The organism is Terribium retamae (assembly GCF_022347545.1).
GTDB lineage: Bacteria > Pseudomonadota > Alphaproteobacteria > Rhizobiales > Rhizobiaceae > Mesorhizobium > Mesorhizobium retamae.
Map to the genome: position 1 here is coordinate 1 of NZ_JAKREW010000029.1, position 25,407 is coordinate 25,407.

The window sequence follows — 25,407 nt, forward strand, 5'->3', positions numbered from 1 at the left end:
CAATCGTAGTGCCTACCGGCGGTGATGGCACCGGAGGCGCTGCTGCCGGCGGCAATGGCGGCGCAGGCGGCGCAGGCGGCATCGTGACGAACGGAGCCGGCGGTGGCGGTGGTGATGGCGGCATGTGGGGATCCAACAATGGCCATGACAGCTATGTGAATGGCCTGTCTGAAGCCCATGCCGATGCGACCATCGACACCAGCGCGTTCAACCAGAGCATCGTCACGGGCGCCAATCTGATGGAAAACCTGCTCAGCCAGACGATCGTTGGCGGGAACTACGACAGCATGAACAACGGCGACGATTCCTGAGGATGTTGCTCCCACGAGCTGTGACTACGCGGTGCGTGCCGCGTAGTCACCAATCGCGTTACGCCAGGCGCGACGCGGCGGCAGATGGAAGGACGGCTCCGTGTATTTGGACAGGATAAGCGAGGCGATCGCCCACTTTATAGGGCTGTTCCACATTGCGGCGGAACAGTCGCGGTTGCGCGACGACTACCTTGAGTTCAAAGCCCGGCAGGTAACGCCGGATCCGACGCCGCCGGACGACCATCTTCCGATCGCCTTTCGATCTCCATATGATTTCAACGACCCCGATCCGGGCCTGCACTATGTTCCAGCTGGTCCTGAGCTCGAAAAGCAGTCCACGCTAACCCAACTGGCCTACGTCCGGATGGGGATTCCGATCGGCGCCGAGGTGCCGCCCGTGGTCTATCCCGACTACCTTGCGCTTACGCCGCACCTCTCTCAGGCGGCGTATCAGACGGCCCATTCCGGCGCTCCGGTTTTCAAGCTCGAACCTGTCGGCTCCGTCGCTGTGCATGTCGCGCAGATCAACAACCTTTTCGACAATGATTTTGTCACTGTCGGCGCAACAAACGTCGATTTCCATTCGATCGGTTCGCCGAACGTTGTTCTCGAAACGCTGCATAACGACGCGCTGCAATTCCTTCCGATCCAGCCGCTATCGTCGGGTATCCCCGCCGACATCGGTTCCTTCGTCGCCGACACGGCGGCGTCGCTCGACCGGTTTGCCGAGGCAGCCAGCAAAATGGCGGAGGAGCCTGCCCCAGACAGTTCAGGCGACGCCTCTTCCTTGCCCGCCGATGCCGACGGGATTTCCGTTCACGCGCGTGTCTCGGTCGTGACGGAGCCGGTTGGAAGCGGGACATATGTCAACGGGCAGGTGGCGGAAGAGCCGGAACTGAACGACAAGCTTCCAGCGGCATCCCCTCTTGTCCATGAACCGGCGTCGACCGCTTCCGGCACAGATTCGAACGGTGGCGACCCTGAGGCCGGCAATGTCGGGTCGACCGTCACCGGAGGTACGGTCCACGGAGAGGGCCTAGTGTCGACAGGCACCTCTGTGGAACTCAGCACCGGCGGCAATGCCCTGGTCAATTCCGCAACCGTGATAAACGCCGCGCTTGCTGGCGGAGTCTTCGCGGTGGCCGGCAATCATTTCTCGCTCGATGCCATCATCCAGATCAATGCGTGGAGCGATTCCGATGCGATTGGATCGAGCGTGAACGGCTGGGACGCCGCCAAGCATCAGGCCGCGACCGCAGCATTCAACATCGCGGAGATGGTGCGAATAGACGGAGCCGAAACCGGGGGCGACGATCAAGCTGCCGTTGCATTCCCACGCAGCTGGGTTGTCACGGAGATCAGCGGTGACTTCATTTCCCTGAATTGGATACAGCAACTCAATTTCGTCATTGATCACGACACTGCGGTCATTTCCTCTTCCTTCGGGGTGACGACACAGGTCGGCACCGGCGGGAACCAGGCCTTCAACGGCCTCTCGATATTCGATCTCGGAAGAAGCTACGATCTCGTGCTGATCGGCGGAAATTACTACGACGCGAATATCATCTCGCAGACGAATGTGCTTCTCGACAACGACATCGTGGGTGCGGTTGCCGGGTTTCATAGCTCCGGCCACGGCTCGGCGTCGACCGGTGACAACCTGCTCTGGAACAGCGCCAGCATTATGTCGGTCGGCTCCGGGGCCGCGGAGGGATTGCCGGACGGCTTCCTGCACGCGATCCAGGAATTCGGGAACGGCAACAAGACGCTTTCCTCAGAGGTGTTGAACGACAGCGCCTTCCTTGGTCTTCCCGGCCTCAAGGTTCTCTACATCTCGGGCAGCATCTACGACCTGCAATATATCCACCAGACCAATGTGCTTGGCGACGCCGACGAAGTCGCGCTGGCGATGGACTCTGCCCTTCAGGCCGTCGACGGCAATTGGTCAATAACGACCGGCTCCAATGCTCTCGTCAATTCGGCCCAGATCGTCGATGTCGACCCGGGCAGTGAGATCTATGTCGGGGGTGATCGCTACACGGATGAACTGCTGGTTCAGACCGACGTCATCCGCACCGATCACCTGCTGGAGACACAGGATGCCGATCATCTTGTCAATGAAGCAGTGGCATTCCTCAGCGATGACATGGCCGGCTCGGGCCATGACGACCCGGTTTCACATTTGACGGACCCACTCGATGTCCATCCCGGTCACAGCGACATCATGCAGTCAGTAGTTTCCTGAGGCCAACATCCTATCGAGGGAGGCGATGAACGAGCATTCGGGAAATCACGCGGAAATGACGGCGACCCATCATGATGCCGAAACCGATTTTGGCGATCCCCGCAAGTCTGGCGCCACGCCGTCGGATGCCAACGAGAAGCTGGACCAGCGGTTCGCGGTCTTCATGGCGGAGATCGATCGGGCGGCCGCCGAACTGAGGAGGAACAAGACAAATTCGATTTGGTTTCGTCCGGCCAATGACGACGAGGAAGCAGCGCCCGGATTCGGTCGAGACGATTTTCGAAGCAAGGATAAGGATCCGGCGGAGGCGATGGACGAGCCGGCATTCGGGCGAAACGGACGGTTCCGGCGTCAGGGAGAGCGGGACATGGCTGCCGGCGGCCTCAAGTTGATGGATGCCGACAACGGTCCAATAAAGACGGAGGCGCACCTCTCCGGTTCCAAAACTCCGAAAAAGCGCGCCGGGAGTGCAGACGCTGGTACCGCCGACGTATTCCACCGTCGTCTCGGGCCGATCAATCTCGCCGACAATATGAAGGCTGGAATACGCGCCGTCCGCCGCAATCTCGCAGTTGTCATGGCCTTTACTGTGGCGACCAACGTCCTGGTCCTTGCGATCCCGATCTATCTCTTCCAGATATCCGATCGCGTGCTGACCAGCCGTTCGATCGACACGCTTGTCATGCTGACGATATTGATCGCAGGCGCAGTCGTCCTCAATGCTGTACTCGACGCCATCCGCCGTTTCATCCTGATGCGAACGGCGGTCGAAGTGGCGGTCCAACTCGGTGCGCCCATTCTTGGCGCCGCTGCCCGTGCTTCTCTTCATAGCAACGGGCGCGAATATCAGACGCTCGGCGACCTGCAGCAATTGCGGTCGTTTCTCGTTTCGGGCACGCTCCTTGCGTTTCTTGATGCACCGCTGACGCCGCTGTTCATGCTTGCGGTATTTCTGGTGCATCCCCACCTCGGTTTCATCACGGTGGTCGCTGCCAGTCTGCTTTTGGTGATCGCGTTCATCAATCAACGGATGACCGCTGCGTCGTTCCATGAGGCAAACAATTTCCAGAGCAGGGCGAACCTGCATCTCGATTCCATGTCGCGCAATTCCCAGATCATCAACGCGCTTGCCATGATCCCGGAGGCGGTGAAGATATGGGGCCAGGATACTGCGGGGTCCTTAAAGGCCCAAGTGCTCGCCCAGGACCGCAACGTCATTTCCGCTTCGATCTCCAAGGGAATACGCCTGCTTGCGCAGGTAGCCATGCTGGGGTGGGGGGCGTATCTTTCTCTGGAGGGCCAACTGACGGGCGGCATGGTCATTGCTGCTTCGATCATCGCCGGCCGCGCGTTGGCTCCTGTCGAAGGCGCCATCGAAGGTTGGCACCAATTCATCAATACACGTTCCGCCTATGAGAGGATTTCGGCTCTGCTCAAATCGTCTCCCTTGAATTTCGAGCGGCTGAAATTGCCCCGGCCGCAAGGACGGCTCGATGTCGAACGTCTGCTCTTCGTGCCGCATGGAACCAAGCGGGTCGTGCTGAACGGGATATCGTTCACGCTCGCACCTGGTGAATCGCTTGCTGTCATCGGGGATTCGGGCGCCGGCAAGACAACGCTCGGCAAGATGCTTGTCGGTTCGATCTTGCCAACATCCGGCAGCGTGCGTCTGGATCTGATGGACCTGCGCAACTGGGACCAGCGCCAGTTCGGTGAGAACATCGGCTATCTGCCCCAGGACGTTCAACTTTTTCCCGGCTCAATCAAAGCCAATATCGGCCGCATGCGTGAAGATGCCAGCGATGAGGACATCTACAAGGCCGCTATGCTGGCCGATGTGCACGAGCTCATCTCGAGCTTTCCCCAGGGCTACGAAACGATGGTCGCAGCCGATGGCGCGCCTTTGTCGGGAGGCCAGAAACAGCGGATCGCGCTCGCTCGAGCTTTTTTCGGCAATCCGCGCCTGGTCGTTCTTGACGAGCCCAATTCCAATCTGGACGGGGCGGGCGATGCTGCGCTGCTGCGAGCCCTAGCGCACGCGAAAGAGGAAAAGATCACGGTGATCACCATCACGCAACGGCCGTCGCTGCTCAATTGTGTCGACAAGATCCTGCTCTTGTCCAACGGCACCGTATCGATGTTCGGTGTGCGCCAGGACGTTCTCAAAGCTCTCGCGCCTTATAACGCCGCGAACGGCCGTCCCGCTGTGGCGCCCCAGACGGCACAGGTAGCGTGATGACCACGAGCATCGCAAACGTTCATGATATCGAATGGTATGGCGAGGTGCCGCGTTCGATACGCAGGCATGCACTCGTCGGCCTGGCCCTGATCCTGGCTGTGTTTGGCGGTTTCGGGACATGGGCGGCGACCGCGCCGCTAGCAGCTGCGGTGATCAGCGCGGGCAGTTTCGTCGCAACCGGCGAGAACAAGGTGGTTCAGCACCTCGAAGGCGGGATCATCCAGGAGATACTGGTCAGTGAGGGTGATCACGTCACCGCCGGCCGGCCCCTGATCCGGCTCGACGGAATCGCCGCACAGGTGAAGCAGCGGCAGCTTTTTCTGCGCCAGGCGCGGCTCGAAGCGAATGCGGCGCGCCTTTCCGCGCAGGTCGCCAACAAGCCCGAAATCAAGTTTCCCGACATCATTATCGACAACAGGAACGATAGCGACATCAGCTCGATCGTCGACGGACAGATCGCCAGTTTCCGTTCGGCCCAGAGCCGCGTGGAAAGCGAGGTCGGATTGCTCAAGCAGAACATGGAATCCCTGAAATTCCGTGCGGAAGGCTTCCGTCGGCAAAGTCGATCCATGTCCGAACAGCTTTCCTTCCTGCAGGAAGAATATGCAGGGAAGCTGAAGCTTCTAAACCAGGGGCTCATGCGCAAGCCGGAGGTCAACGCGATCCAGCGGGCCATCGCCGACGCACAGGGCCAGATTGGCAGGCTGAATGCGGAAGTTGCCGAGACGGACGCCCAGGTGGAAAAATTTCGTCAGCAGATCGATCAGACAATCACCGAACTGAACCAGAAAGCGCTGGACGAGCTGCAAAGCAGCGAGGGGGAACTCGACGCCGTACGAGAGGAGGCCCGCCAGGCACAAAATATCATGCAGCGCTCGACGATAAATGCGCCGGTTTCGGGCACGGTTGTGCGGATGTATTATCACACTTCCGGTGGGGTCATCGAAAGCGGCAAGAAGATCCTCGAGATTCTCCCGGCCAACGTCCCGCTCATCATCGAGACGCAAATCCAGCGCAAGGACATAGACGCGGTCAAGCCGGGCCAGAGGGCAACCATCCACCTCGTTGCGCTCAATCGGCGTACGACGCCGGTGCTGTATGGCGATGTCTACTACGTCTCCGCCGACGCCTTGTCCGATGCGGCGCTCCCGAACACCGAGGTTTATCTGGCGCGTATTCGCTTGTCGGCAAGCGAACTTGCCCGGATTCCCGGCTTCACCGCGACACCAGGCATGCCTGTCGAGGTGATGATTGAGACGGCGGAGCGGACTTTCCTGGACTATCTGACAAAGCCGATCCGCGAAAGCATGTCGCGGGCTTTCACCGAACGATAGCCGAATGCGGTCGCCGACAGCGTAGTCGCGGTATCGCCGTCGCGTTGTGTATGGATGTCAAAGGCGGATTGCGTTTGTGGGCCCGAAGATGCTTCGCGTTCAAGGTGGGACAAACCCTAGGGCGATCTGGAGTTTCCCGCAACACGGCTGTCGGCAATGCCGGCAAGCCCATCGGCGAAAGGAACTGGCTACACGCTTGGTCGGACTATTCACGAGTTGGCAAGCAACTCCCCGGATCAATGCGTCTGACCGTTCGCGAGCAATTCCAACATCTCATTGCGCGAAAACCGCATCGTGTAGCGGTAGAGAGATTTGTCGTCGTAAAGGCCGCCAGCGCAAAACCGCAGTTCGACCTCATCGCCATTGATGTCCACCTCGACGAGATTAAGTGGCTGTCTAAGGATTGTCTTCTCGACCCCCGGCCGCTTTGCTGGCCCGATCTTTAAGTCCATGATGAACTGCCCCTGCCGACCCAATTGATGCGATTGGACGAAGGGTGCTCAACACACCCCTTCTCACAAATGTTGCCATTTGCGTCCAACCCAGGCCGGATGAACTGCCTCGTTGAATGAGGCCCACGTACATCTGGGAACTTTAAGAGCAACAGACTATCCTCTCGCAGGCCTGAGCTCCAGTCCCATTTGGGGTACTCCCGAAGACGTAATAGATGCCCAACTGGTATGATCACCAACGTCAACCGAGAAGATGATGTTCGCCTCCTGTCGCTGCGGGATCGCGTAATTCTGGAAACAGTTAGCGCCATCCAAACGGCATGACCTTTCGCTTTCCCGTCGTGGGCTGCGAACTGAAACGGGGACGGGGAAGCGCGCTAAGGCGTTCGATCAGGTCCCGCCCTTCGGTGACTTGCTCGCTGCACGATGTGCGGCTGAAAATTCGGCCAATGTCGGGAAATGGCCACCTATCTTTGGCAGCTTGTGTGGGCGCTTTGTTGCGCCCGAACCTTCCATTCCGAACCGGCGATCGATCCACACGGTGGCGAGCCCGCTAGCTTCCGCCGGTACGTGATCATGATACAAGCTCTGAGCGAGATGAAGCAGTTCGTCCTGCTGGATACCCAGCTCCTGATCCAATCGTTGAATCAGAAAGTTGAAGTTGTTTGAGTCCGGCTTGTATGTGCCAATGTTCTCGGCGGTGTAGACCGCGTCGAATGTGACACCGAGGGTACGATTTGACGCCGCGAAGCTCTCGTCATCGATGTTTGACAGGACGACCAGCCTGTAGTGCTGCTTCAAGTAGCCAAGCGCTTCCCTCGAATCTGGAAAGGCAGGCCAATCCGGCACCGATCCACCAAAACGCTCGTGCAAATCGGCGTGTGCCGAGATGCCCCAGCGTCGGGCGAGCCTCGCATGCACCACCGCCAGCAATGTCCTGTAGTGCAGGGAAGGCGTCTCTGCCTCCTGCATCGTCTCGACTTCTCCATAGGCTTCCAACGCCTCATTGCGGCAAATTGAGCGATTGCCTACGCTGAGAAGCGGCTGAAGCGCGTTCCAGATGCCGGTTTCCCAGTCGATAAGTGTACCGTAGACGTCGAAAGACAACGCCTTGAAGCGGGTGAAATCCATTTTGTGATCCTCGCGCTGGCAAATTCTGCGCTTTCCGTAACGCGTGGCGAGGCGAATATCTTGGAGCCATCTCCCAGATTTTAGGCGTTTCCTTCCGTTCTTCCGAGGAGAAGCTTTCGAAGCGCGGCTGGAGATGTGCCGCGCTCTCGACGCATTATGCGTGTCAGAGCGCTCTGGTCCGCGTGGCCGCTTCGGACGGCCACCTCTGCGATGGTAAGGCGTGAGTCGGCGAGCATGCGTTCGGCGGCGTCAAGACGCATCGTAATCAGCTGTCCATGGGGCGTGGTTGCACGCCGCCTGGCGAACGCGTCGTGCAAGCGGGTAGAGCTCGTTCCCGCTGCCGCCGCGATATCGGCGATGCGAATAGGGCTGGCAAGTTTTCGCTTCATGAACGCCATGGCTCGGCGGACGATGAGTTCAGTGCGATCGGGGTAATGTCGGTGATCGCGGATGCGATCGAGAAGCAGCGTTGTCCAGGCTTGTCGCAGCGGGGCAAGCGGCGGCAGCGAGGACGGGAACGCGGCCATGTAGTCGATCAGGCCGTGAACTTCCGGGCCGATTGCAAAAAATGGAGACGTATCTTCGCCACCTGGTCGCGCGACGAAGCTTGCGGGCACATCCAAAACGATGAATTTATTCGATTGACGAGAGTAAAACGTATGTCCGCAACCGGCCGGTACGAACAAGCCGATACTCCCGGTGACCCGTCCCGCGTTGAAACCCAGGTCAATCTCAAGTGCGCCGACGACAGGCAAGATGACTTGATGGTAATCGTGCTGATGCTGTTCGACTTCCCCTGAGAATTTTCGAACTTCCACTATCGGTTCGTTCATCAACCAATCCACCCACGCGAAAACTGATGGATGACCCTTGCCCGGCGCGGCGAGCCGTTTGGTTCGCAGTCGTAGACAGAATTTCCATGATCGGGAAGCTGGCTATCTTCGCAATCTAACATGGGTCACAACGACACCCTGCGCGCCGATCCTCCGTTGTGGAAGCGATGCAGAGTTTGCAGACCGATGCTTGCTCTGGCGCGCTGGATGGCATCTTCGTTCATGGTCAAGCCCCTGCCGGTGCCATGACGCTCTGTCACCGATGGCGTTGACTCCTTATTACGCCTCAAATATCCTGAATTAGGGAATAATGGGTATCAATTAGGAATAATGACAACCGAATTCTTGACCGTGGAGGCGGCCGCTCATCTCCTGCAATTGCATCCGAAGACCGTTTTGCGGTTTATTCGCGAAGGCCGGCTGCGTGCGGCCAAGGTGGGCAAGCAGTACCGCGTGATGCGGTCCGACCTGAATACCTTCGCTGGTTCGAACAGTCCGAATGACGGGCGCGACGCCAGGGCCACCAGTATCGTCGACATTGCAGATGTCGATATGGTGCTTCTGCAACGTCTTTCAGCAGTTCTGCTCGGAGCGTCCAAAGGCAAAGAACCTTCCGGCACTTCCATCTCGGTCGATATCGCGCATGACCCCGAGCGTCGCAGCGTCAAGGTCATTCTTGTCGCGTCGCCGGCCGATGCCGCGATGTTGCTCAAGCTCGTTAGCGCATGCTTGGGGACCAGCTCGTGATCTAGAGAACCGAGGTGCCGGGAAGAAGTTATAAAAGGGCATCATCTCCAGAGCGAGTGGTCAACTTATCTAAACAACAGCCCGTCCAGCTATCAGCGGCACCAACGAAATGTCCTCTCCGAAGCCTCAACAAATATGCCCATGAGCCCTCTTGAATCCGCTTTTGCCAACCCTGACCCATCACTGCGTCTCGACGCGGCCCTCCGAGCGGGAATGAGCCCTTCGTTGTCGGACCTGGAGATATTGCTGCGTCAATGTGCGGTCGAGCCAGATTTCCAGGTCCGGGAAATGCTGACTTGGGCGCTGATCCGACTTCCGGCGAACAGGGTTGTGCCGCGCGTGATCGAAGACCTGACCCGGCCGGAACCACAGGCTCGATGTCAGGCCCTCCACACGCTTTCCAAGTTCAAAGATGAAACGGCGTGGCCAGCCGTGGCGAGTCGCTTGGATGACGAGAATCAGAGCGTTGTCCGCACAGCCTGGTATTCGGCCGTGGCGCTGGTGCCCAAAGGAGAGCGCGACTGGCTGGCCGAAAAACTTGCGACAAGGCTTGGTCATGGGGATGCGGAGACGCAACTCAGCTTGAGCAGAGCCCTTGTTGCGTTAGGAAAGGATGTGATCGAGCCTCTCCTTGCTGTCGCCGCGGAACGCGGAGACGCGACGGTTCGGCAGCACGTTGATGCGACGGTACGGTTGTTGCAAGATCCCGATTCAGGGTTCGCCACTTCCCTTAAACGTGCCCGCCGTGAAGTTGCCCTGGGCCGTACAAGGTCGACGAAGGGCTGAAGCGAAATGTTGGTCGATCGCTTCAATGATCAGGGCAGGAGTGGCTTGTGTCGACAATGCGGTCGTTTGCCGAACGGCAGTTATCTGCTGTGTGCGAGGTGAAACCGGATAGTCGGCAATCAGCCCTTGGCGGCTGCGCCGCCGAGACTTTCCAAATTCCAACTGGCCAACGCGGCTTTGTCCGTCGGGGTTTGGCGGGACCTGCGGGCATGATCGATCACAACAAGATGACGGTCAGCGAGCTAGAAGCTCTGGAGCCTTGGCATCGAACGCATGACCGGCCCGCGCGAGTGACCGTGCAGGCGGGTTTGGATTTCTCACAGGTCTACGAGCGCGCTTCGCAAGTTTCTCCGAGCCCTAATCCCGGTCAGGCCATGGTGAGGCCACCGTCGACCAGATATTGGCTGCCCGTCACGTAGGCTGCCTCATCAGAGAGCAGGAACAGCGCGACGGCGGCCGCGTCACCTGGCGCGCCTACACGTCCCAGAACCGTGCGGCCCACCACGTCCGCCTCGAACGCAGAGCGGAAATCCTTCGGCATGAAATCTCTGAATCCGGTCGCGATCGCCCCTGGGACCAGAGCGTTAACCCGGATACCGCGAGGCCCGAGCGCTGATGCCCAGCACCGGCACAGCGAAACCAGCGCTCCCTTCGTCGCTGCGTAGATGCTCGCGTTCGGTGACCCTTCGTGGATCGCAGTCGAGGATGTCACGACGACGGAGGCGTCGTCGTTGAGGCGATCGCACAGAGCGGACATCTGCAGGACCGGCCCGCGGACATTGGTGTGCATCATGCGGTCGAAAAAAACCGCGTCGATCTCTGACAAAGGCGCCACCTCGGCAAACCCCGCATTGAGCCATAGACCGTCAAAGCCGCCTTCATCAGGGAGGGCTTGAAGCAATTCCTTCCCAGCATCGGGGTCGGTGGCATCATTGCGAACGAAGTGGACGCTATCTGACAACCGGCCGCTCGTCGGTTCCTTCCGACCGGTTATGAAGACTTCGGCGCCCTCCGCCGCCAACCGTTCTGCGCCGGCCAGCCCTATGCCACTTGTCCCGCCGGTGACAATGATCCGTTTGCTGGAAAATCTGCCCATGGATTCTGCTCCTTATGCTGGTTGCTGGAAACTGGCTCCCTTCAAAACAGTGCTTCTCTATCGGTTGTTCCTTTAATGGCTTCGGTGAGCGCACAAGCCGTCGAGGTAGAAATCGAGGTGACGATGAGCAAGCGAGCGCTCCTCTTCGGGTGGCAATCCGACCGCCAATGGCCGAGCAAAGCGGGTCAAGGCGAATACGATGTCGCGCTCGGATAAATCCTTGCGAAGTGGTCCCTCCCGCACGGCGCGACCGACGATCGATTTCATGAGCACCGTTGCACGAGTTCGGAGATCTGGCCATTCCGGTCTTTCCAGCAGTGGATGGAGGATGTTCACCACCCCAATCCCGCTATCGAGGGCGACATGCATGTACTGGCGGAGCGCATCGACACCGTCGGGAACGGTTTCGGCCAGCGCCTCTCCGGCGCCGATGCTTTTCTCCAGGACGTGACGCACAGCGGCGTGAAGCAGGGACTGCCGGTCCGGGAAGTGCCTGTACAGGGTCCCGATACCGACACCGGCGCGCCCTGCTATGGTGTCTCGTGCCGGCTCGCCGCCAACTTCGAGAACGAGTTCAACCGTCGCTTCGATAAGTCGCTGCCTGTTCTTCAGTGCATCAGCCCGCATTCTTCCACCCTTCTGTCAGCCGGGCTTTCTTGACGCATCCACAAGCGGAGTATATTCCTCCGCTTTCCGGCGTCAATGTCACGGCGAGAAGGCTACCTGGGGGCGGGAAACATAGCGTGAGGAGTCACTCATGTACGCAAAGGACGTTCCCGTCGGTACCGTGTTCTATCACGGCACCAAAGCCGACCTTCAAATAGGCGATCTGATCGCGCCGGGCTTTGAAAGCAATTTCGTCGAGCGCGGGCTGAAACACGTATATTTCAGCGCTACGCTCGAAGCGGCGACTTGGGGAGCGGAACTCGCTAAGGGCCAAGGCCGAGGTCGCATCTATGTTGTTAAACCGACCGGCCCGTTCGAGGACGACCCCAACCTCACCGACAAAAAGTTCCCCGGCAACGTCACCGCATCATACCGCTCAGTCGATCCATTGCGGATCACCGGCGAGGTCAAGGACTGGGTTGGCCATTTGCCTGAGCAACTGCAACACATGAAGGACAATCTAGCACGCATGAGGCAGGAGGGGAGCGACGTCATTATCGAGGACTGATTGCGGGAGATTGCAATGGGCAAAGTTCGGGTCTGTGGCTTTGGAGCATCGGCAAACGGGGTTCGGGGCGGGTTCCGATCTGCTCTCGACAACCATTTGGGCGTCCGCGGCGAGCAGTCGACCGATGGTCATTCGCGACGGCAGCGTTAGCGATCGCCAGCCCGATTACACCGGCCCAAAAGTACATATTTCAACAACCCATCGCGTATCATTTCTCCAAGCGACAGAACGTCGCTGACATAGGCTGGTCCAACGGGAAGGATGCCGGCGGTCATTGCAGCTGGCAGTTCTGCCTCGCCATTCTGTTGCTGCACACCGCATTTCGCGGGGCATGCAGCGGGACAGCAAGACAAAGGCACGGATGGGGATGCAGCCACCAACGGAACAAGTGAATTCCAACGAAACCATGCCACGTCGGGCTGAAGTTGTCGTCGTCGGCGGTGGCATCATCGGTGTCAGCACGGCCCTGTTTCTGGCAATGGCTGGAGTGCCGGTCGTCCTGTGTGAGAAGGGCGAGGTCGCGGGCGAACAATCCAGCCGCAACTGGGGTTGGGTTCGCCGGATGGGGCGTGACCCGCGAGAACTCCCTCTGATCGTAGAGGCGATCAAGATCTGGGAAGGCCTGTCTCAGTTGCTGGGTGAAGACGTTGGCTTCCGGCAAACAGGTATTCTGTACGCCTGTGAAAATGTCGAAGAGGAAGGGCAACGAGAAGCTTGGCTCAAGGCAGCTGGGCCTCACGGTTTGGACACGCACATGATCAAAGGTCAGGCACTTGCCGACCTGATGCCCGGTGCAACGAAGCCGTGGCGAAGCGGTCTTTATACGCCAAGCGATGGACGCGCCGAACCGCAAAAAGCAGCTCCTGCGATAGCGCGCGCGGCACAGCGGCAGGGGGCGATCATTCTGCAGCGATGTGCCGTGCGGGGAATCGAAATGGCATCCGGCCGAGTAGCGTCGGTGGTGACGGAGCGCGGTCCGATTGCATGCAACACGGTGGTTCTCGCCGGAGGTGTCTGGAGCACACTTTTCTGCCGCAGCCTGGGTATTCGTTTGCCCCAACTTGGTGTGAGGGCCTCCGTCTTACGGACCAGCGTCGTTGACGGGCCACCTGGAGCGGCATGGTCGTCGCAGTTCGCCTATCGCAAGCGCCTTGATGGCGGATATACGATCGCGAACGGTTCGGAGAACCGTGCGGAAATTACCCCGGATAGCTTTCGGTTTTTCAAGGAATTCCTGCCGCTGCTCAAGATCGAAGGGCGGCACCTCCAATTGAGGTTCGGACGTCCATTTTTCGAAAGTTGGCGGTTGTCGCGCCCGTGGGCTCTGGATGATATTTCGCCGTTTGAACGTGTTCGCACTCTTGACCCGGATCCTGTCGAGATGACCCTCGATAGGGCTTATCGGTCGCTGATGCGCATCTTTCCTCAGTTTAAAGAAGCCAAGATCGTGCAAAGGTGGGGCGGGATGATCGATGCGATGCCTGATACCGTTCCGGTCATTTCTCCCATCGATGCCGTGCCAGGCCTGATCGTCGGCACGGGCTTCTCCGGCCATGGCTTCGGAATTGGACCCGGCGCAGGCCGTCTCCTAGCGGACCTCGCGCTCGGGCGGGAACCGATTGTGGACCCGTCTCCGTTCAGGCACTCGCGGTTTAACGATGGCTCTCCCATCCGCCCGCTTGGAGGCGTTTGATAGTCGGAACGTATCACCAGCCGGATAGCCGCCGTGCCCTCTCCGCAATCAAGATAGAGACGCGGCTGCGATCGATGTTCTAAAACAACTCGTCGTTACGCGTGGAGCGGCTGAGCTGTCCGAATCAGTGACACCGTTCGCTTTCAAATCAGCCAGGTCGGTCACCGGCCTTGCAGCCGGCACCAAAATCCCCATGTCGCTCCGATTTTGTTTATGACCGAAAACGGGAAGTGCCATTCCAGGCAGGGATCATACAAAGCGGCACGGCTACGGCATTTCGACCTTCCGTTCCGACGCCTGGCGTGCCCTGCCACCCTACGTTTCGAACCTCTCCCAGGAATGTTGCGTTAACCTTTTGTTAACCATTTCGCCGGTACATCTTCGCAATCAAAAATTAACCAAGATCACCAGCGTGTTAACGAAACCCCGGCCCATCCGCCTCAAGGGGCGGTCCTTCCTTGCCCTTTCGCTTGCCCCGGAATTGCCCTTCGAGGATTGGCTGGCCGGACTCGACGATCTTGCGGCGCGTTCTGCAGGCTTTTTCCTGCGGCGGCCCGTGGTGCTTGATGTCAGCAGCCTTGTCGAGATCAAGAAGGCGGACCTGCGCGAATTGGTCAATGAACTCAGCCAGCGCAACGTCCGTGTCATGGGCTTGGAAGGTGCACGGCATTCCTTGCTCGGGCCGGACATGCCGCCGGCCATGAATGACGGGCGCCCGGCCTCGGACTTCGATCCGGCAGCCGAAGATGAAATAGCCGTGGCCAAGGAATCGGTCGAGGCGCAGGAAGCGCCGGCGGTGGAAACGATCGCGGCTGCCGGGCCTTCGATCCAGGTCACAGGATCGCTGGTCGTTACCGAACCGGTTCGTTCCGGCCAGTCGGTGTTCTTCCCGGAGGGAGATGTCACCATCGTCGGTTCGGTCGCGTCGGGCGCGGAAATCGTCGCCGGCGGTTCCATCCACGTCTATGGCACGCTGCGGGGGCGTGCGCTCGCCGGCACTACCGGCAACGGTACGGCGCGCATCTTCTGCCGCAAGCTCGAGGCGGAAATGATGGCGATCGATGGCTTCTACCTCACGGCAGAGGATATGGAGCCGGATTTGCGGGGGCGGGCAGTGCAGGTGTGGCTGGAAGGTCATGCGCTCAAAACTGGAATTCTAGGCTGACCCGAACGAAGGTCCATAAAGGAGAGGTCGATGGGCAAGGTTATCGTGGTGACTTCGGGCAAGGGTGGCGTGGGCAAGACCACGTCCTCGGCCGCGCTGGGCGCCGCCCTGGCGCAGAACGGCGAGAAGGTTGTGGTCGTCGATTTCGACGTCGGCTTGCGCAATCTCGACCTGGTCATGGGGGCTGAACGGCGCGTCGTCTATGACCTGGTCAATGTCATTCAGGGCGAGGCGAAGCTCACCCAGGCACTGATCCGCGACAAGCGGGTCGAGACCCTCTATCTGCTGCCGGCCTCGCAGACGCGCGACAAGGACAATCTCACGCCGGAGGGCGTTGAGAAGGTCATCGCTTCACTGAAGAAAGCCTTCGACTGGGTCATCTGCGACAGCCCGGCCGGCATCGAGCGCGGCGCCACGCTTGCCATGCGCCATGCCGATGTGGCGATCGTCGTGACCAATCCGGAAGTCTCTTCGGTGCGCGATTCTGACCGCATCATCGGTCTGCTCGATTCCAAGACCGTGAAGGCCGAAAACGGCGAGCGCATGGAAAAGCACTTGCTCCTGACCCGCTACGACCCGACGCGGGCCGAGCGGGGCGATATGCTGAAAGTGGACGACGTGCTGGAGATCCTATCGATCCCGCTGCTTGGTATCATTCCCGAAAGCATGGACGTGCTGCGCGCTTCGAACCTCGGCTCGCCGGTCACGCTGGCAGACGAAGGCAGCGCGCCGTCGCGGGCTTATTTCGACGCCGTGCGCAGGCTGCGGGGCGAAGCCCTGCCGGTAACCGTTCCGGGTGAAAGACGAGGCTTCTTCGGCAAGCTCTTTGGGAGGAAAGCGGCATGAATCTGTTCCGGTTCTTTTCCAAGCCGCAGTCGGCGCCGGCAGCGCGCGAGCGCCTGCAGGTACTGCTTGCTCATGAGCGCGCCAGTGCAGGGGGCTCGGATCTGGTCGCCAAGCTGAAAGACGAGATCTTGCGCGTCATCTCCAGGCATATGCAGATCGACCAGGACAAGGTGAGCGTAAAGATGGAACGCGGCGAGCAGATGTCGACGCTCGCTGTCGACGTCGAGATTCCATTCAGTGCGGTCAAGGCGGCTGCCGGCAGGAAGAAGGCGGCTTAAGCAGCCGCCTTCGTTGAGCGTTCTTCGGAGGCATGGGGGACAAGACAAGCGTAGGTGCCGAGCCCGGATGCGAAAGGCATCCGGCAGCAAGTCGCCGGGCAAACCATCAACAACAAAGGAGCTACGCCATGACCCGTATTTCACTTCTGGAACGGCTGAAGGAACTCCAGCAGATGCCGCGCTATCAGGGCCGCGACATCACGACGATCAGCGCAGTGCTGTCGAATCAGGCGCTGGCCAAACATATCGAAGTCTGCGAACAGGGTGCCGGTCTCGCGCCGCGTCCGGAAGGCAAGGCAGCGTAGCACAAATCCGCTCAGGCAATTCAGCCGGTGCCCCATCCCCTCACGGGTATGGGGCTTGTTATTTTCGTTATTCTGCAGCGTTCCCGAGGCGCTGATCCAGAAGCCAATCCCACAATTTGGCGTCGTTCAAGGCAGCTCCCTCGATCCCCGAATGATCGACGCCTTCGAGCACGCTCAGCCGTACATTGCGCTTGAGACCCTTGAGCCGCTCATAGAGGACAACGGAATCGGATAGCGGAATGACGTCGTCGTCCGTTCCGTGGAACACCCAGAACGCGGCCTTTTCGTTCGTTCGGCTCAGATAATGTCGATTGCCGCCGCCCGCGATGGGCACGATGGCAGCAAAACGTCCCGGAAATTGCTCGGCCATGGCCCAGGCACCAAAGCCACCGCGGCTATAACCGATCACATAAACGCGGCTGCGGTCGACACGGTTGCTGGCGATGACCTCTTCGAGCGCGGCCTCCACTTTTTCGATGGGATAGAGCAGTTCCTCACTCGGATTCTGCGGAGAGAAGACGAGGAATGGAAATTCCTTCCCACCCTCGATCAGCTTCGGCAGTCCGCTCCTTCTGACCTTCTCGATATCGTTGCCGCCCTGGTCTCCGCCGTGAAGCCAGACAACGAGCGGATATGTCTTGCCGGAACTATCGTAATCGGAAGGCTTATAGAGCAGATAGTTCAGGTCATTTTTGATGCTCGCGCTCGACGTCAGCGCGGTCTGGTCGGCCATCGCTGGGATCGGGCTTAAAAAAGCAATCGACGCGACCGCGACCACTGACAATAACGCTCGAAACATGATCCATCCTTCGCTTGCTGGAAATATCAATCAAATAGACTGAATTCGCTAACCACATCCATCTGGATCGAATTGTGCCCGAGCCCGCTGTTGGTGCGTCGAGCAAAAGCTCGTCCGAAGTTCGACTTGCCAGCCTTTTCATTGGGTGGGTGGAGATAGTCCGAAGGGGAACTACATGCCGCGATCCGGCACGTAGAGGCAAAGCGAATGCCGGGAGGTGGTCATGCCGCCCGGCTTGCATGCGTGAAAGAACTCGTCGCGAGACGGTCTGATGCGGCGATCGCCGTAGGGAATGAGTTCTCCTGTCGACAGCAAGTATCCCTCCTTCGTCTCTCTCACATCGGCAGCCGGTGCCTGGTAGCAATCCAGGCCGGAGCAGCACTCGATGTCATAACTCCAGCCGGAAGGTGCGCTGTGCGCGTTCGCCGAGGGGCAAAGGAAGGCCAATCCGACCAGCGCAAGCAGCACAACGACACATCCGCCGGAACAATCCGCGGCTCCGAAACGACGCCCTTTCCGGGCTTGGTGTGGCTTGCGCATCGCTGATCAGCTTCGCAGCCCTTCTGCGCATTTTCTGCGAGCCTCACCACACAACGCTACTGTGAGGCATAATCATAACCCTAAAAGGAGGAGGCGGGTTCCATGGAGTTTTCAAACAGGTTGAAAAAGGAAAACCCGCTCCACGTTGGGAGCGGGCGATATTCCGGTGAAGCTCAGGGGAGGCGACCGAACCAATTATCGACGTCTTCTCTGACCTGATCCTTGGCAATGCCATAGCGTTCCTGGATTTTCCCCTCCAGTTGATCGCGTCGTCCTGCAATCTGATCGATATCGTCGTCAGTGAGCTTGCCCCACTGTTCTTTCACCTGGCCCTTGAATTGCTTCCAGTTTCCTTCCACGCGGTTCCAATCCATGATTTTCCATCTCTTTGTTTTGTCGCTTGATCCGCTGCCTTCCACCCGTGATCATGCTGCAGGGCGGATGCCCCGTTTCCTTGCATTGCGGCCGAGGCCGCGGCGAAATCAGCCAGCCCGGCGACGAGGGAAGTTGGCGGCTAGCCGGGCTGGCTGCAAAGCGACGTCCGCTTTGACTGGTGCTCCGAGGGACGGGAAACGCCAGCACTTATCAAAACATCGGCACTGGGCCGGGGTTCCAGATTTCTGCTGGGTTCGGACGCCAGGGTCCGTTAGTGGATAGGGCTCTATCCCACGGAGGACGGCAGAAAGAGATGAACCGTGGTTCCGATGCCGAGTTGGCTCTCGATCTGAACGTGCCCGCCGGATTGCCGGGTAAAGTCATACACTTGGCTTAGTCCAAGTCCCGTTCCCTGCTCCGGTCCCTTGGTGGTGAAAAACGGCTCCATAACCTGGGCCAGGACTTCGCCCGTCATGCCGCAGCCGGTGTCAGTCACAGAAATCCTGATGAAGGGGGCGACATCGCCTTTGTCGCCTACCGGCTGCCGCACATTGCCGACAGTGGTTATGAAAAGCATGCCATTTCCAGCCATCGCGTCCCTGGCATTAATGGCAAGGTTGAGGATCGCGATGTCGAGCTGATCGGCATCGAGACGCAGCTTTCCTACGCTGCGGTCAAGCTCGGTCTTTATTTCGATGCCCTTGCCCAGCGTCTGGCCGAGCAGGTCAGCAAGGGAAAGAATCCGCTCGTTGGGATCGAGTATCTCCGGTCCCAAGGATTGACCTCTCGCGAAAAAAAGCAGCCGCTGGGCAAGTGCCGTCCCATTATGCGTGCGGCCCAACATCTCTTCGATCAATGCCGCAACCGCCGGATCGGCAGTGTCGCCGAGACGGCGCTGCAGCACCCTGAGGCCGGATTCCAATATGGCGATCAGATTATTGAAGTCGTGGGCGACGCTAGCCGCCAGCCGGCCCGTCGCTTCAAGTTTTCGAGCTCTTCGCTGGCGAGCTTCTTTCACTTTGCGCCGCGACACATCGCGCAGTCGTACAAGCGTTGCCGGCCTGTCGCGCCACACGGTTTCGGACGTGTGTAGCTCTGCGGAGATGCCACCCCGGGTTGGGTTGTGGATGACGATCTCGGTCCGGGTGGCGTTCGTGAGCGGATGGCCGAACACGGCTTGCAGCAGATCGTCGGGCTGGCGGTCGAACATCCGGCTGGCAACGGCGTTGGCGGAGAGAATCACGCCATTGGCGTCGACGACCAGAAGGGCGTCGCTGGTGTCCCGGTGCGCCGACCTGTCCCGCCCACGCGGCCTGCGAAATCCCGGCAACGAGCTCCCGGGCGAAGCAGAGGTTGCGTGGTAATCGCCGCCGACAATCTTCATGAGATGGTCCCCGTTCCTTGCAGATCGAAGTGTTCCACGATCCGGTCGAGAGCACTGAGATCCCCCACCAACCTGCGCGGTGGCGAGCGCGTGTCATCACTCAGTGTCGGAGTGGCAAGAACACCAGCGCTTTGAGCTGCCTGAGGGGTGGCGAGAATATCGATGACGGCGATATCGATCTTTTGGTCGCTGAACTCCAGCAGCTTTTCCCGGCATTCCAGTGCCGCCTGCATGGCAGGGCCATCGCCCGCGATATACAGCCGCAGCGTGGGCGGAACGTCAGTGCGAAGTTTCATGGTCATATGTCACGCCTGCTGTTTGGCGCGACCGATGCGCCACGCCCTCTGAGAATCCAGTCGTCGACAAAAGCGTTTCCGCTTTTCGCGGAAGCGCTCCAACTTCTTGTTACGCAATTCGACGCAAAACCGCTGCGTACTTTGCTTTTCAGATATCTTCCGGGCGGGCACATGACTCGTCCGACCGAACGGGCAGCGCTCCAACAATCGATACTTCGCCTGGATTGTTCGGAAGCCTTCAGAACCGCACCTTGTGTGCTGTTGTAGACAGACACACTGCAGCCCGTCTGCATACTAGTGAACATATCTCGGCTTTTCGCGTTGCCTCTACCAAGACTGAGACAAAGAGGGATTTATCGACGATGCCGGTCTCGTTTGACGAACTCGACAACAACCTTTTGCGTGCGTTGAAGCCGGATGACTGGGCTGTTCTCCAGCCTCACCTCGAAGACTGGTCGGCCCATTCCGGTTTGATGATTCACGAGCCTGGCGATACCGTGCGCCATGCTTATTTTCCGCGTGCCGCCAGCCTGATTTCGTATTTTGTCGATCTTAGCGATGGCCAAGGCATTGAAACGGTGCTGGTCGGCCGGGAAGGGGCGATTGGCGGCATTGTCAGCCAGGGAAAATTGCCGGCTTTCGCCCGCGCCGTGGTCCAAGTTGGAGGCTCTTTCTGGCGGATCGATCTGGCACAGCTGGAAGAAGCGAAATCCCAATCGCCGAGCCTGCGGCATCTGTTCGCACGCTACGCTGATTGCTTGCTGGCCCAGATATTTCAATCTGTGGCCTGCAATGCAGCCCACTCGATCGAGCAGCGCACGGCCAAATGGCTGCTGGCGGCCATGGATCGAACCGGCAGGCATGACTTGACGCTGACGCAGGAGCAGCTTGCCGCCATGCTCGGCGTGGGACGCAGCTATCTGAGTCGAGTCTTCCGGGAATTGCGCGACGACGGCGTCATCGAGACGAGGCGAGGCCGCATTGTCGTGCAAAAGTCCCTTCGGCTTCGTTCAATCGCTTGCGAATGCAATGCCGCCGTCAGCCGGCATTTCGAGGCCGTGCTGAAAGGGGTTTATCCGAATGGTCACAACGGTTCGGAAAAACACTGAGTGCCTGGTTTGCAACGCCCGATGCAGATTTTTGGAACGAGACATTTCCATCGACATTCTAAGACGGTCCGGGTTGTTCCGGGCGGCGACTACGGATCAGGCCGATCAAGCCAACGGAGGGATAATGCCACCATTCAAAGCGGTCATCTTTCGCACGACCCGGGACTACAAGATCCCCGTCACGACCTTGTACGACGTGGAGAGAGCGATGGGCATGTCTTGGCCGAACAAGTCCTCGGACAGCTATCGCAGCGCTGCTTGCATCCTGGAGCAGGCGAAATTGGGATGGTGCAGCCCCCGCGCTGCGTTCGATGCTTTCGTCTTTGCAGCTCAGGAGCAGGGTCGGATCGTCGAGTGCCGAAGGCTCAAGGACCGTGTCGCGCGCGAACTGGCTTCCATCGAGCCGGAGACCATCCGGCCGGAGCGCCAGTCATTCGGTCACCAAATCAGGCGACGTGCCCGAGTGACAAAGCCGATTTTGGCAAGCGCCCGTGTGTATTGAATCAAAACCTTGGAGGCCGTACGAGCTGGCCGCTTCGCGGCCGGCTCGTTGAGAATTGCCCCCGTTCAGGTTGAGCGAAATGCCATCCTGATCTGCCTTTTTGTTTGGAGCATGATCTCACGAAGCCGGCTCCACTTCCGCGATCGTGCTCTAAGGCAGCGTATAGGCGATGACGTAATCGCCTGGCTTGGTTCCCACCGAGCCATGCCCGCCGGCGACCATCACCACATATTGCTTGCCGTCGGCGGTGGCGTAGCTCATCGGCGTTGCCTGGCCACCCGCGGGTAGCCTTGCGCGCCAGAGTTCTCTGCCATTCGTCACGTCATAGGCGCGCAGATAATTGTCGACCGCGGCGCCGAGGAATGCCACGCCGCCCCGCGTCAGCATCGGGCCGCCAATGCCGGGAACGCCTAATTTGAAAGGTAACGGCAGTGGCGTCATGTCGTAGACCGTGCCGTTCTTGTGCTTGTAGGCGATCTTGCCGGACTTGAGGTCGACGCCAGTGACATAGCCCCAGGGCGGAGATTGGCAGGGGATGCCGAGCGGCCCCAGAAACGGGCCCATATAGACACCGTAAGGCGCACCCTCATTGCGGTTCAGTCCTTGCTCGCTGCCCTTCTCATTGCTGCCTTTGGGCGGGATGTCGGCTCGAGGCACGAGGCGCGAGGTGAAAGCGAGATAGGTCGGCATGCCGAACATGATCTGCCGTTCGGGATCGACCGCGACGCTGCCCCAGTTGAAGACGCCGAAATTACCTGGATAGACGATCGTGCCTTGCAATGAAGGCGGCGTGTAGCGTCCCTCATATTTCAGGCGATGAAAGTCGATGCGGCACATCAACTGGTCGAATAACGAAACGCCCCACATGTCCTTCTCCTGGAGCGGTGGCGGTGAGAAGGTCAGATCAGAGATCGGTTGTGTCGGCGCGGTGAAATCTTCCGGAATGGCGCCGCCCGGCGCCGGTATTTCCTTCACGGGAATGATGGGTTCGCCGGTGCGCCGGTCGAGCACATAGATGTCGCCCTGTTTGGTGGGCCCGACCAGCGCCGGCACGATGGAGCCGTCTGCCTTGGTCAGGTCGAACAGGACAGGCTGGGCGGGAACGTCCATGTCCCAGAGGTCGTGATGCACGGTCTGGCGCACCCAGCGGAGCTTGCCGGTGAGAATGTCCAGCGCCACGATGGAGGACGAGAATCGCTCGACATTTTCGCTGCGACCCATGCCGAGCTGATCCGGCACCTGATTGCCGAGCGGGATGTAAACCAACCCCAGCCGATCGTCGACGCTGAACACCGACCAGCTGTTCGGCGAGTTGGTCGTATAGGTCTTGCCCTCCGCGATCGGCGCGGTGTCCTCGGGATTGCCGGAATCCCAGTTCCACAGCAGGGCGCCGGTGCGAATGTCGAAGGCGCGGATGACGCCGGATTGTTCCTCGGTCGAATAGTTGTCGTTGACGGCGCCGCCGATGATCAGCTTGTCGTCGACCGCTGTCGGCGGCGAGGTCGAATAATAGTATCCGGCTGGATTGTATTTCATGCCGGCTTCCAGATGCAGCACGCCCTTGTCGGCGAAGCTCTCACAGACCTTCCCGGTGACTGCATCAAGCGCGATCAGCCTGGCGTCGGAGGTCGGCAAGTAGACACGCGCAGCACACGGCTGGTCAGCCGCCACTCGCGTCTCCGCCCAATAGGTGACACCGCGGCAGGTCTGGTGCTGCCGGTCGGGATTGAGGCCTGGCTTGGCGTCGAATTTCCACTTTTCCTTGCCACTTTCGGCATCGAGCGCGATGGCCAGATTGTGCGGCGTGCAGAGATAAAGTGTGTCGCCGACCTTCAACGGCGTCACTTGATAGGTTGTTTCGCCGATATCGTCAGGCAGCTTCACGTCGCCGGTCTGATAGCGCCAGGCTTCCTTCAGGTTGGCCACATTGCCGGTGTTGATCTGGTCCAGCGGGGAATAACGCTGGCCGAACTGTGTGCGGCCATATTGATGCCAGTCGCCGGGCGGCATGAGATTGCCAAGGGAAGCGACCGCGGCCCCTTCCTTCGGCAGCTCACCCGGCATGTCATGCGGATCGATGGTCATCGAATAACCCGCAACCGCGATGGCCGCCAACACTGGGATCGCCAACGGCCAGGCGCTCGGAACGGCACCGTCGCCCGACCGGAGCGAGCGGCGTATCCAGGGCGTCAGCAGCCAGAGCCCGATCAGGATGATCAAGCCGCCGCGCGGACCGAGCTGCCACCAGTCGAAGCCGACCTCCCAGATTGCCCAAGCGAGCGCCGCAAGGATCAGCAGCGCATGGACCCAGAGAGCGAAGGCGCTGCGCCTGTACAGCAATAGCGCCACAAGCAGCAGAACGATGCCGATTGCGAGATAAACCGGACTGCCGCCCAGCACGACGAGCCAGATGCCGCCGGCACCGAGCACGAGACCGAACAAGGTGAGCAATAACGATGTGATTAAAATCATGGTGCCGCCCAGAGATGAGATGCCGGACTAAAGAACAGTTCGTAGAACCCCGCGACCGAGGCGACCTTAACCCGTTATTGCGATTGGTCCAAGGCATGCGGTGCCGGCTGGCCGGGCGTCGGCGCTTCTCCCATCCTGACGAACAGGTAAATGGCCAACAGGGCAAGGACGGCGGCAATGGCTATGCGAAGCATATCTTTTCACCCATGTTTTTCCTCCCGCGCACTTAGCTGGAACCGGTGAACCGGCAGAACTGTTCCCTGAAACATCGGAAATGGGATACTGCGCAGGCATGGCATCGCAATCCAGGAAGGTCATCTATGCCGCGCTTGCCGGCAATCTCGGGATCGCGCTCGCGAAGTTTGCTGCTGCTGGGTGGACCGGTAGCTCGGCGATGCTTAGCGAAGGGGTTCATTCGCTGGTCGATACAGGCAATCAGGGGCTACTTCTCTATGGGCTGAAACGCTCCGAGCATCCGCCAGATCGCGCGCATCCACTCGGCTACGGACGGGAGCTCTATTTCTGGGCGTTCATCGTAGCGCTTCTGATCTTTTCTCTCGGGGCCGGGGTCTCCATCTACGAAGGTGTTCTCCACATCATCTCTCCACAGAGGATCGAGAACCCGCTGATAAGCTATGCGGTGCTCGGGGTGTCGATGCTTTTCGAAGGCACATCCTGGTGGATCGCGCTCAAGGAATTCCGAAAGGACAAAGAACCGGGGAGTTACCTGAAGGCGGTTCTGCGAAGCAAAGACCCGACAACATTTACCGTGCTGTTCGAAGACAGTGCGGCGCTGGTCGGGCTGCTGATCGCCTTCGTCGGCATCTCTGCGGCCCAGTTCTTCGACATGCCAGAGCTGGACGGCGTGGCGTCGATCGGCATCGGTCTCGTCCTGGCATTCGTTGCGGTGATCCTCGCCCGCGAGAGCAAGGGGCTGTTGATTGGGGAAGCAGCAGCACCGGCTCTGCAACGCGCAATCCTCTCAATTGCCGATCGGGATCCGGCCGTCGACCATGCCAACGGGGTTCTGACTGTGCATCTGGCGCCACGCCAGATAGTGGCGAATATAAGCCTGGAGTTCGTCGACGCGTTGCCGGCTTCGGAGATCGAGTTAGCCGTGGAGCGGATCGAAGCCGAGATCAAGGCAAGCCACCCGGAAGTCACATCGCTTTTCGTGAAGCCACAGCGGGCGGGGACTTATCTCGAGCGAAGCAAGGTGGTTTTGGCTAGCTGAAACTTCCGCCCGCAGAAACAGACCGATCGGAGTTATCCGACGATGTTCAGCAAACCGAGGC

General features: G+C 59.5%; 25 protein-coding genes and 1 pseudogene. 15 read left to right on the top strand and 11 right to left on the bottom strand.

The features are described from left to right. The 4 genes and pseudogenes from L4923_RS22190 to L4923_RS22205 all read left to right on the top strand — a co-directional run. Window positions 1-311 (top strand): annotated as a pseudogene (locus tag L4923_RS22190) (hypothetical protein); the annotation flags it as partial. A 100-nt stretch (window positions 312-411) separates the two neighbouring features. Then, window positions 412-2,556, top strand: a complete 2,145-nt coding sequence (locus tag L4923_RS22195; protein WP_239369213.1) for a hypothetical protein — start codon at window positions 412-414, stop codon at window positions 2,554-2,556. A 25-nt stretch (window positions 2,557-2,581) separates the two neighbouring features. Continuing rightward, the gene (locus L4923_RS22200) at window positions 2,582-4,792 is read left to right on the top strand and encodes a type I secretion system permease/ATPase (protein WP_239369215.1); all 2,211 of its coding nucleotides are present in this window, start codon (window positions 2,582-2,584) and stop codon (window positions 4,790-4,792) included. After that, window positions 4,792-6,129 carry an HlyD family type I secretion periplasmic adaptor subunit gene (locus L4923_RS22205; RefSeq protein ID WP_239369217.1) on the top strand — a complete coding sequence of 446 codons (1,338 nt, stop codon included), beginning with the start codon at window positions 4,792-4,794 and terminating at the stop codon, window positions 6,127-6,129. Before L4923_RS22200 ends, L4923_RS22205 begins: the two co-directional genes overlap by 1 nt. Window positions 6,130-6,365: 236 nt before the next feature. On the opposite strand, the gene L4923_RS22210 is transcribed toward L4923_RS22205, so the two are convergent. The 3 genes from L4923_RS22210 to L4923_RS22220 all read right to left on the bottom strand — a co-directional run bounded on the left by L4923_RS22210 (window position 6,366) and on the right by L4923_RS22220 (window position 8,545). Continuing rightward, window positions 6,366-6,581, bottom strand: a complete 216-nt coding sequence (locus tag L4923_RS22210) for a hypothetical protein (protein ID WP_239369219.1) — start codon at window positions 6,579-6,581, stop codon at window positions 6,366-6,368. Window positions 6,582-6,971: 390 nt separating this feature from the next. After that, window positions 6,972-7,712 (bottom strand): haloacid dehalogenase type II, encoded by a 741-nt coding sequence (locus L4923_RS22215; protein ID WP_239369220.1) that lies wholly within the window; start codon window positions 7,710-7,712, stop codon window positions 6,972-6,974. A gap of 80 nt (window positions 7,713-7,792) precedes the next feature. Further along, the gene (locus tag L4923_RS22220) at window positions 7,793-8,545 is read right to left on the bottom strand and encodes an AraC family transcriptional regulator (RefSeq protein ID WP_239369222.1); all 753 of its coding nucleotides are present in this window, start codon (window positions 8,543-8,545) and stop codon (window positions 7,793-7,795) included. A gap of 351 nt (window positions 8,546-8,896) precedes the next feature. Between L4923_RS22220 and L4923_RS22225 the strand changes: the two genes are divergently transcribed. Beyond that, window positions 8,897-9,292, top strand: coding sequence for a helix-turn-helix domain-containing protein (locus L4923_RS22225; protein WP_239369339.1), 396 nt, complete (start codon window positions 8,897-8,899; stop codon window positions 9,290-9,292). 225 nt (window positions 9,293-9,517) lie between these two features. Continuing rightward, on the top strand, window positions 9,518-10,078 hold the full coding sequence (locus tag L4923_RS22230) for a HEAT repeat domain-containing protein (protein ID WP_239369224.1): 561 nt from the start codon (window positions 9,518-9,520) through the stop codon (window positions 10,076-10,078). 367 nt (window positions 10,079-10,445) lie between these two features. Here L4923_RS22230 and L4923_RS22235 read toward each other — a convergent pair whose 3' ends face one another. Both L4923_RS22235 and L4923_RS22240 read right to left on the bottom strand, forming a co-directional pair. Then, the gene (locus tag L4923_RS22235; protein ID WP_239369226.1) at window positions 10,446-11,174 is read right to left on the bottom strand and encodes an SDR family oxidoreductase; all 729 of its coding nucleotides are present in this window, start codon (window positions 11,172-11,174) and stop codon (window positions 10,446-10,448) included. A gap of 72 nt (window positions 11,175-11,246) precedes the next feature. Further along, window positions 11,247-11,801: a TetR/AcrR family transcriptional regulator gene (locus L4923_RS22240; RefSeq protein ID WP_239369250.1), complete on the bottom strand. Its 555-nt coding sequence runs from the start codon at window positions 11,799-11,801 to the stop codon at window positions 11,247-11,249. 130 nt (window positions 11,802-11,931) lie between these two features. Here L4923_RS22240 and arr point away from each other — a divergent pair, with 130 nt between their 5' ends. The 6 genes from arr (at window position 11,932) to L4923_RS22270 (ending at window position 16,635) form a co-directional block, all read left to right on the top strand. Beyond that, window positions 11,932-12,348, top strand: coding sequence for an NAD(+)--rifampin ADP-ribosyltransferase (gene arr, locus L4923_RS22245; RefSeq protein WP_239369252.1), 417 nt, complete (start codon window positions 11,932-11,934; stop codon window positions 12,346-12,348). 367 nt (window positions 12,349-12,715) lie between these two features. Next, a complete protein-coding gene (locus tag L4923_RS22250) occupies window positions 12,716-14,041 on the top strand; it encodes an NAD(P)/FAD-dependent oxidoreductase (RefSeq protein WP_239369340.1) in 1,326 nt (441 codons plus the stop codon). 403 nt (window positions 14,042-14,444) lie between these two features. Then, window positions 14,445-15,206, top strand: a complete 762-nt coding sequence (gene minC, locus L4923_RS22255) for a septum site-determining protein MinC (RefSeq protein WP_239369341.1) — start codon at window positions 14,445-14,447, stop codon at window positions 15,204-15,206. A 30-nt stretch (window positions 15,207-15,236) separates the two neighbouring features. Further along, the gene (minD, locus tag L4923_RS22260; RefSeq protein WP_239369254.1) at window positions 15,237-16,052 is read left to right on the top strand and encodes a septum site-determining protein MinD; all 816 of its coding nucleotides are present in this window, start codon (window positions 15,237-15,239) and stop codon (window positions 16,050-16,052) included. Continuing rightward, window positions 16,049-16,330 (top strand): cell division topological specificity factor MinE, encoded by a 282-nt coding sequence (gene minE / locus L4923_RS22265; RefSeq protein WP_239369256.1) that lies wholly within the window; start codon window positions 16,049-16,051, stop codon window positions 16,328-16,330. Before minD ends, minE begins: the two co-directional genes overlap by 4 nt. A 128-nt stretch (window positions 16,331-16,458) precedes the next feature. Continuing rightward, window positions 16,459-16,635 carry a hypothetical protein gene (locus L4923_RS22270; RefSeq protein WP_239369258.1) on the top strand — a complete coding sequence of 59 codons (177 nt, stop codon included), beginning with the start codon at window positions 16,459-16,461 and terminating at the stop codon, window positions 16,633-16,635. A gap of 67 nt (window positions 16,636-16,702) precedes the next feature. Here L4923_RS22270 and L4923_RS22275 read toward each other — a convergent pair whose 3' ends face one another. The 5 genes from L4923_RS22275 to L4923_RS22295 form a co-directional block, all read right to left on the bottom strand. Then, window positions 16,703-17,434, bottom strand: a complete 732-nt coding sequence (locus L4923_RS22275; RefSeq protein WP_239369260.1) for a carboxylesterase family protein — start codon at window positions 17,432-17,434, stop codon at window positions 16,703-16,705. A gap of 171 nt (window positions 17,435-17,605) precedes the next feature. Next, window positions 17,606-17,902, bottom strand: a complete 297-nt coding sequence (locus L4923_RS22280) for a hypothetical protein (protein ID WP_239369262.1) — start codon at window positions 17,900-17,902, stop codon at window positions 17,606-17,608. A 245-nt stretch (window positions 17,903-18,147) separates the two neighbouring features. Next, window positions 18,148-18,348 (bottom strand): CsbD family protein, encoded by a 201-nt coding sequence (locus tag L4923_RS22285; protein WP_239369264.1) that lies wholly within the window; start codon window positions 18,346-18,348, stop codon window positions 18,148-18,150. Between the two features lie 287 nt (window positions 18,349-18,635). Beyond that, a complete protein-coding gene (locus L4923_RS22290) occupies window positions 18,636-19,733 on the bottom strand; it encodes a two-component system sensor histidine kinase NtrB (RefSeq protein WP_239369266.1) in 1,098 nt (365 codons plus the stop codon). After that, entirely contained in the window at window positions 19,730-20,035 is a 306-nt protein-coding gene (locus L4923_RS22295) for a circadian clock KaiB family protein (RefSeq protein WP_239369268.1), read from the bottom strand. The genes L4923_RS22290 and L4923_RS22295 overlap by 4 nt, the downstream gene beginning before the upstream one ends. A gap of 356 nt (window positions 20,036-20,391) precedes the next feature. Between L4923_RS22295 and L4923_RS22300 the strand changes: the two genes are divergently transcribed. Both L4923_RS22300 and L4923_RS22305 read left to right on the top strand, forming a co-directional pair. Further along, window positions 20,392-21,138 (top strand): Crp/Fnr family transcriptional regulator, encoded by a 747-nt coding sequence (locus L4923_RS22300; protein WP_239369342.1) that lies wholly within the window; start codon window positions 20,392-20,394, stop codon window positions 21,136-21,138. 124 nt (window positions 21,139-21,262) lie between these two features. Beyond that, window positions 21,263-21,640 carry a DUF982 domain-containing protein gene (locus L4923_RS22305; protein ID WP_239369270.1) on the top strand — a complete coding sequence of 126 codons (378 nt, stop codon included), beginning with the start codon at window positions 21,263-21,265 and terminating at the stop codon, window positions 21,638-21,640. Window positions 21,641-21,790: 150 nt separating this feature from the next. On the opposite strand, the gene L4923_RS22310 is transcribed toward L4923_RS22305, so the two are convergent. Then, window positions 21,791-24,112, bottom strand: a complete 2,322-nt coding sequence (locus L4923_RS22310) for a glucose/quinate/shikimate family membrane-bound PQQ-dependent dehydrogenase (protein ID WP_239369272.1) — start codon at window positions 24,110-24,112, stop codon at window positions 21,791-21,793. Between the two features lie 292 nt (window positions 24,113-24,404). On the opposite strand from L4923_RS22310, the gene L4923_RS22315 reads away from it, so the two are divergent. After that, window positions 24,405-25,346, top strand: a complete 942-nt coding sequence (locus tag L4923_RS22315) for a cation diffusion facilitator family transporter (RefSeq protein ID WP_239369274.1) — start codon at window positions 24,405-24,407, stop codon at window positions 25,344-25,346. The last annotated feature ends 61 nt before the right edge of the window (window positions 25,347-25,407 follow it).

Bases quoted from the DNA above. Each gene is read 5' to 3' on its own strand.
- L4923_RS22300 (WP_239369342.1), top strand. From the start codon at position 20,392: ATGCCGGTCTCGTTTGACGAACTCGACAACAACCTTTTGCGTGCGTTG.
- arr (WP_239369252.1), top strand. From the start codon at position 11,932: ATGTACGCAAAGGACGTTCCCGTCGGTACCGTGTTCTATCACGGCACC.
- L4923_RS22205 (WP_239369217.1), top strand. From the start codon at position 4,792: ATGACCACGAGCATCGCAAACGTTCATGATATCGAATGGTATGGCGAG.
- L4923_RS22235 (WP_239369226.1), bottom strand. From the start codon at position 11,174: ATGGGCAGATTTTCCAGCAAACGGATCATTGTCACCGGCGGGACAAGT.
- L4923_RS22220 (WP_239369222.1), bottom strand. From the start codon at position 8,545: ATGAACGAACCGATAGTGGAAGTTCGAAAATTCTCAGGGGAAGTCGAA.
- L4923_RS22310 (WP_239369272.1), bottom strand. From the start codon at position 24,112: ATGATTTTAATCACATCGTTATTGCTCACCTTGTTCGGTCTCGTGCTC.
- L4923_RS22290 (WP_239369266.1), bottom strand. From the start codon at position 19,733: ATGAAGATTGTCGGCGGCGATTACCACGCAACCTCTGCTTCGCCCGGG.
- L4923_RS22305 (WP_239369270.1), top strand. From the start codon at position 21,263: ATGCCACCATTCAAAGCGGTCATCTTTCGCACGACCCGGGACTACAAG.
- minD (WP_239369254.1), top strand. From the start codon at position 15,237: ATGGGCAAGGTTATCGTGGTGACTTCGGGCAAGGGTGGCGTGGGCAAG.
- L4923_RS22295 (WP_239369268.1), bottom strand. From the start codon at position 20,035: ATGACCATGAAACTTCGCACTGACGTTCCGCCCACGCTGCGGCTGTAT.
- L4923_RS22285 (WP_239369264.1), bottom strand. From the start codon at position 18,348: ATGGATTGGAACCGCGTGGAAGGAAACTGGAAGCAATTCAAGGGCCAG.
- L4923_RS22200 (WP_239369215.1), top strand. From the start codon at position 2,582: ATGAACGAGCATTCGGGAAATCACGCGGAAATGACGGCGACCCATCAT.
- minE (WP_239369256.1), top strand. From the start codon at position 16,049: ATGAATCTGTTCCGGTTCTTTTCCAAGCCGCAGTCGGCGCCGGCAGCG.
- L4923_RS22210 (WP_239369219.1), bottom strand. From the start codon at position 6,581: ATGGACTTAAAGATCGGGCCAGCAAAGCGGCCGGGGGTCGAGAAGACA.
- L4923_RS22250 (WP_239369340.1), top strand. From the start codon at position 12,716: ATGCAGCCACCAACGGAACAAGTGAATTCCAACGAAACCATGCCACGT.
- L4923_RS22315 (WP_239369274.1), top strand. From the start codon at position 24,405: ATGGCATCGCAATCCAGGAAGGTCATCTATGCCGCGCTTGCCGGCAAT.
- L4923_RS22215 (WP_239369220.1), bottom strand. From the start codon at position 7,712: ATGGATTTCACCCGCTTCAAGGCGTTGTCTTTCGACGTCTACGGTACA.
- L4923_RS22270 (WP_239369258.1), top strand. From the start codon at position 16,459: ATGACCCGTATTTCACTTCTGGAACGGCTGAAGGAACTCCAGCAGATG.
- L4923_RS22240 (WP_239369250.1), bottom strand. From the start codon at position 11,801: ATGCGGGCTGATGCACTGAAGAACAGGCAGCGACTTATCGAAGCGACG.
- L4923_RS22275 (WP_239369260.1), bottom strand. From the start codon at position 17,434: ATGTTTCGAGCGTTATTGTCAGTGGTCGCGGTCGCGTCGATTGCTTTT.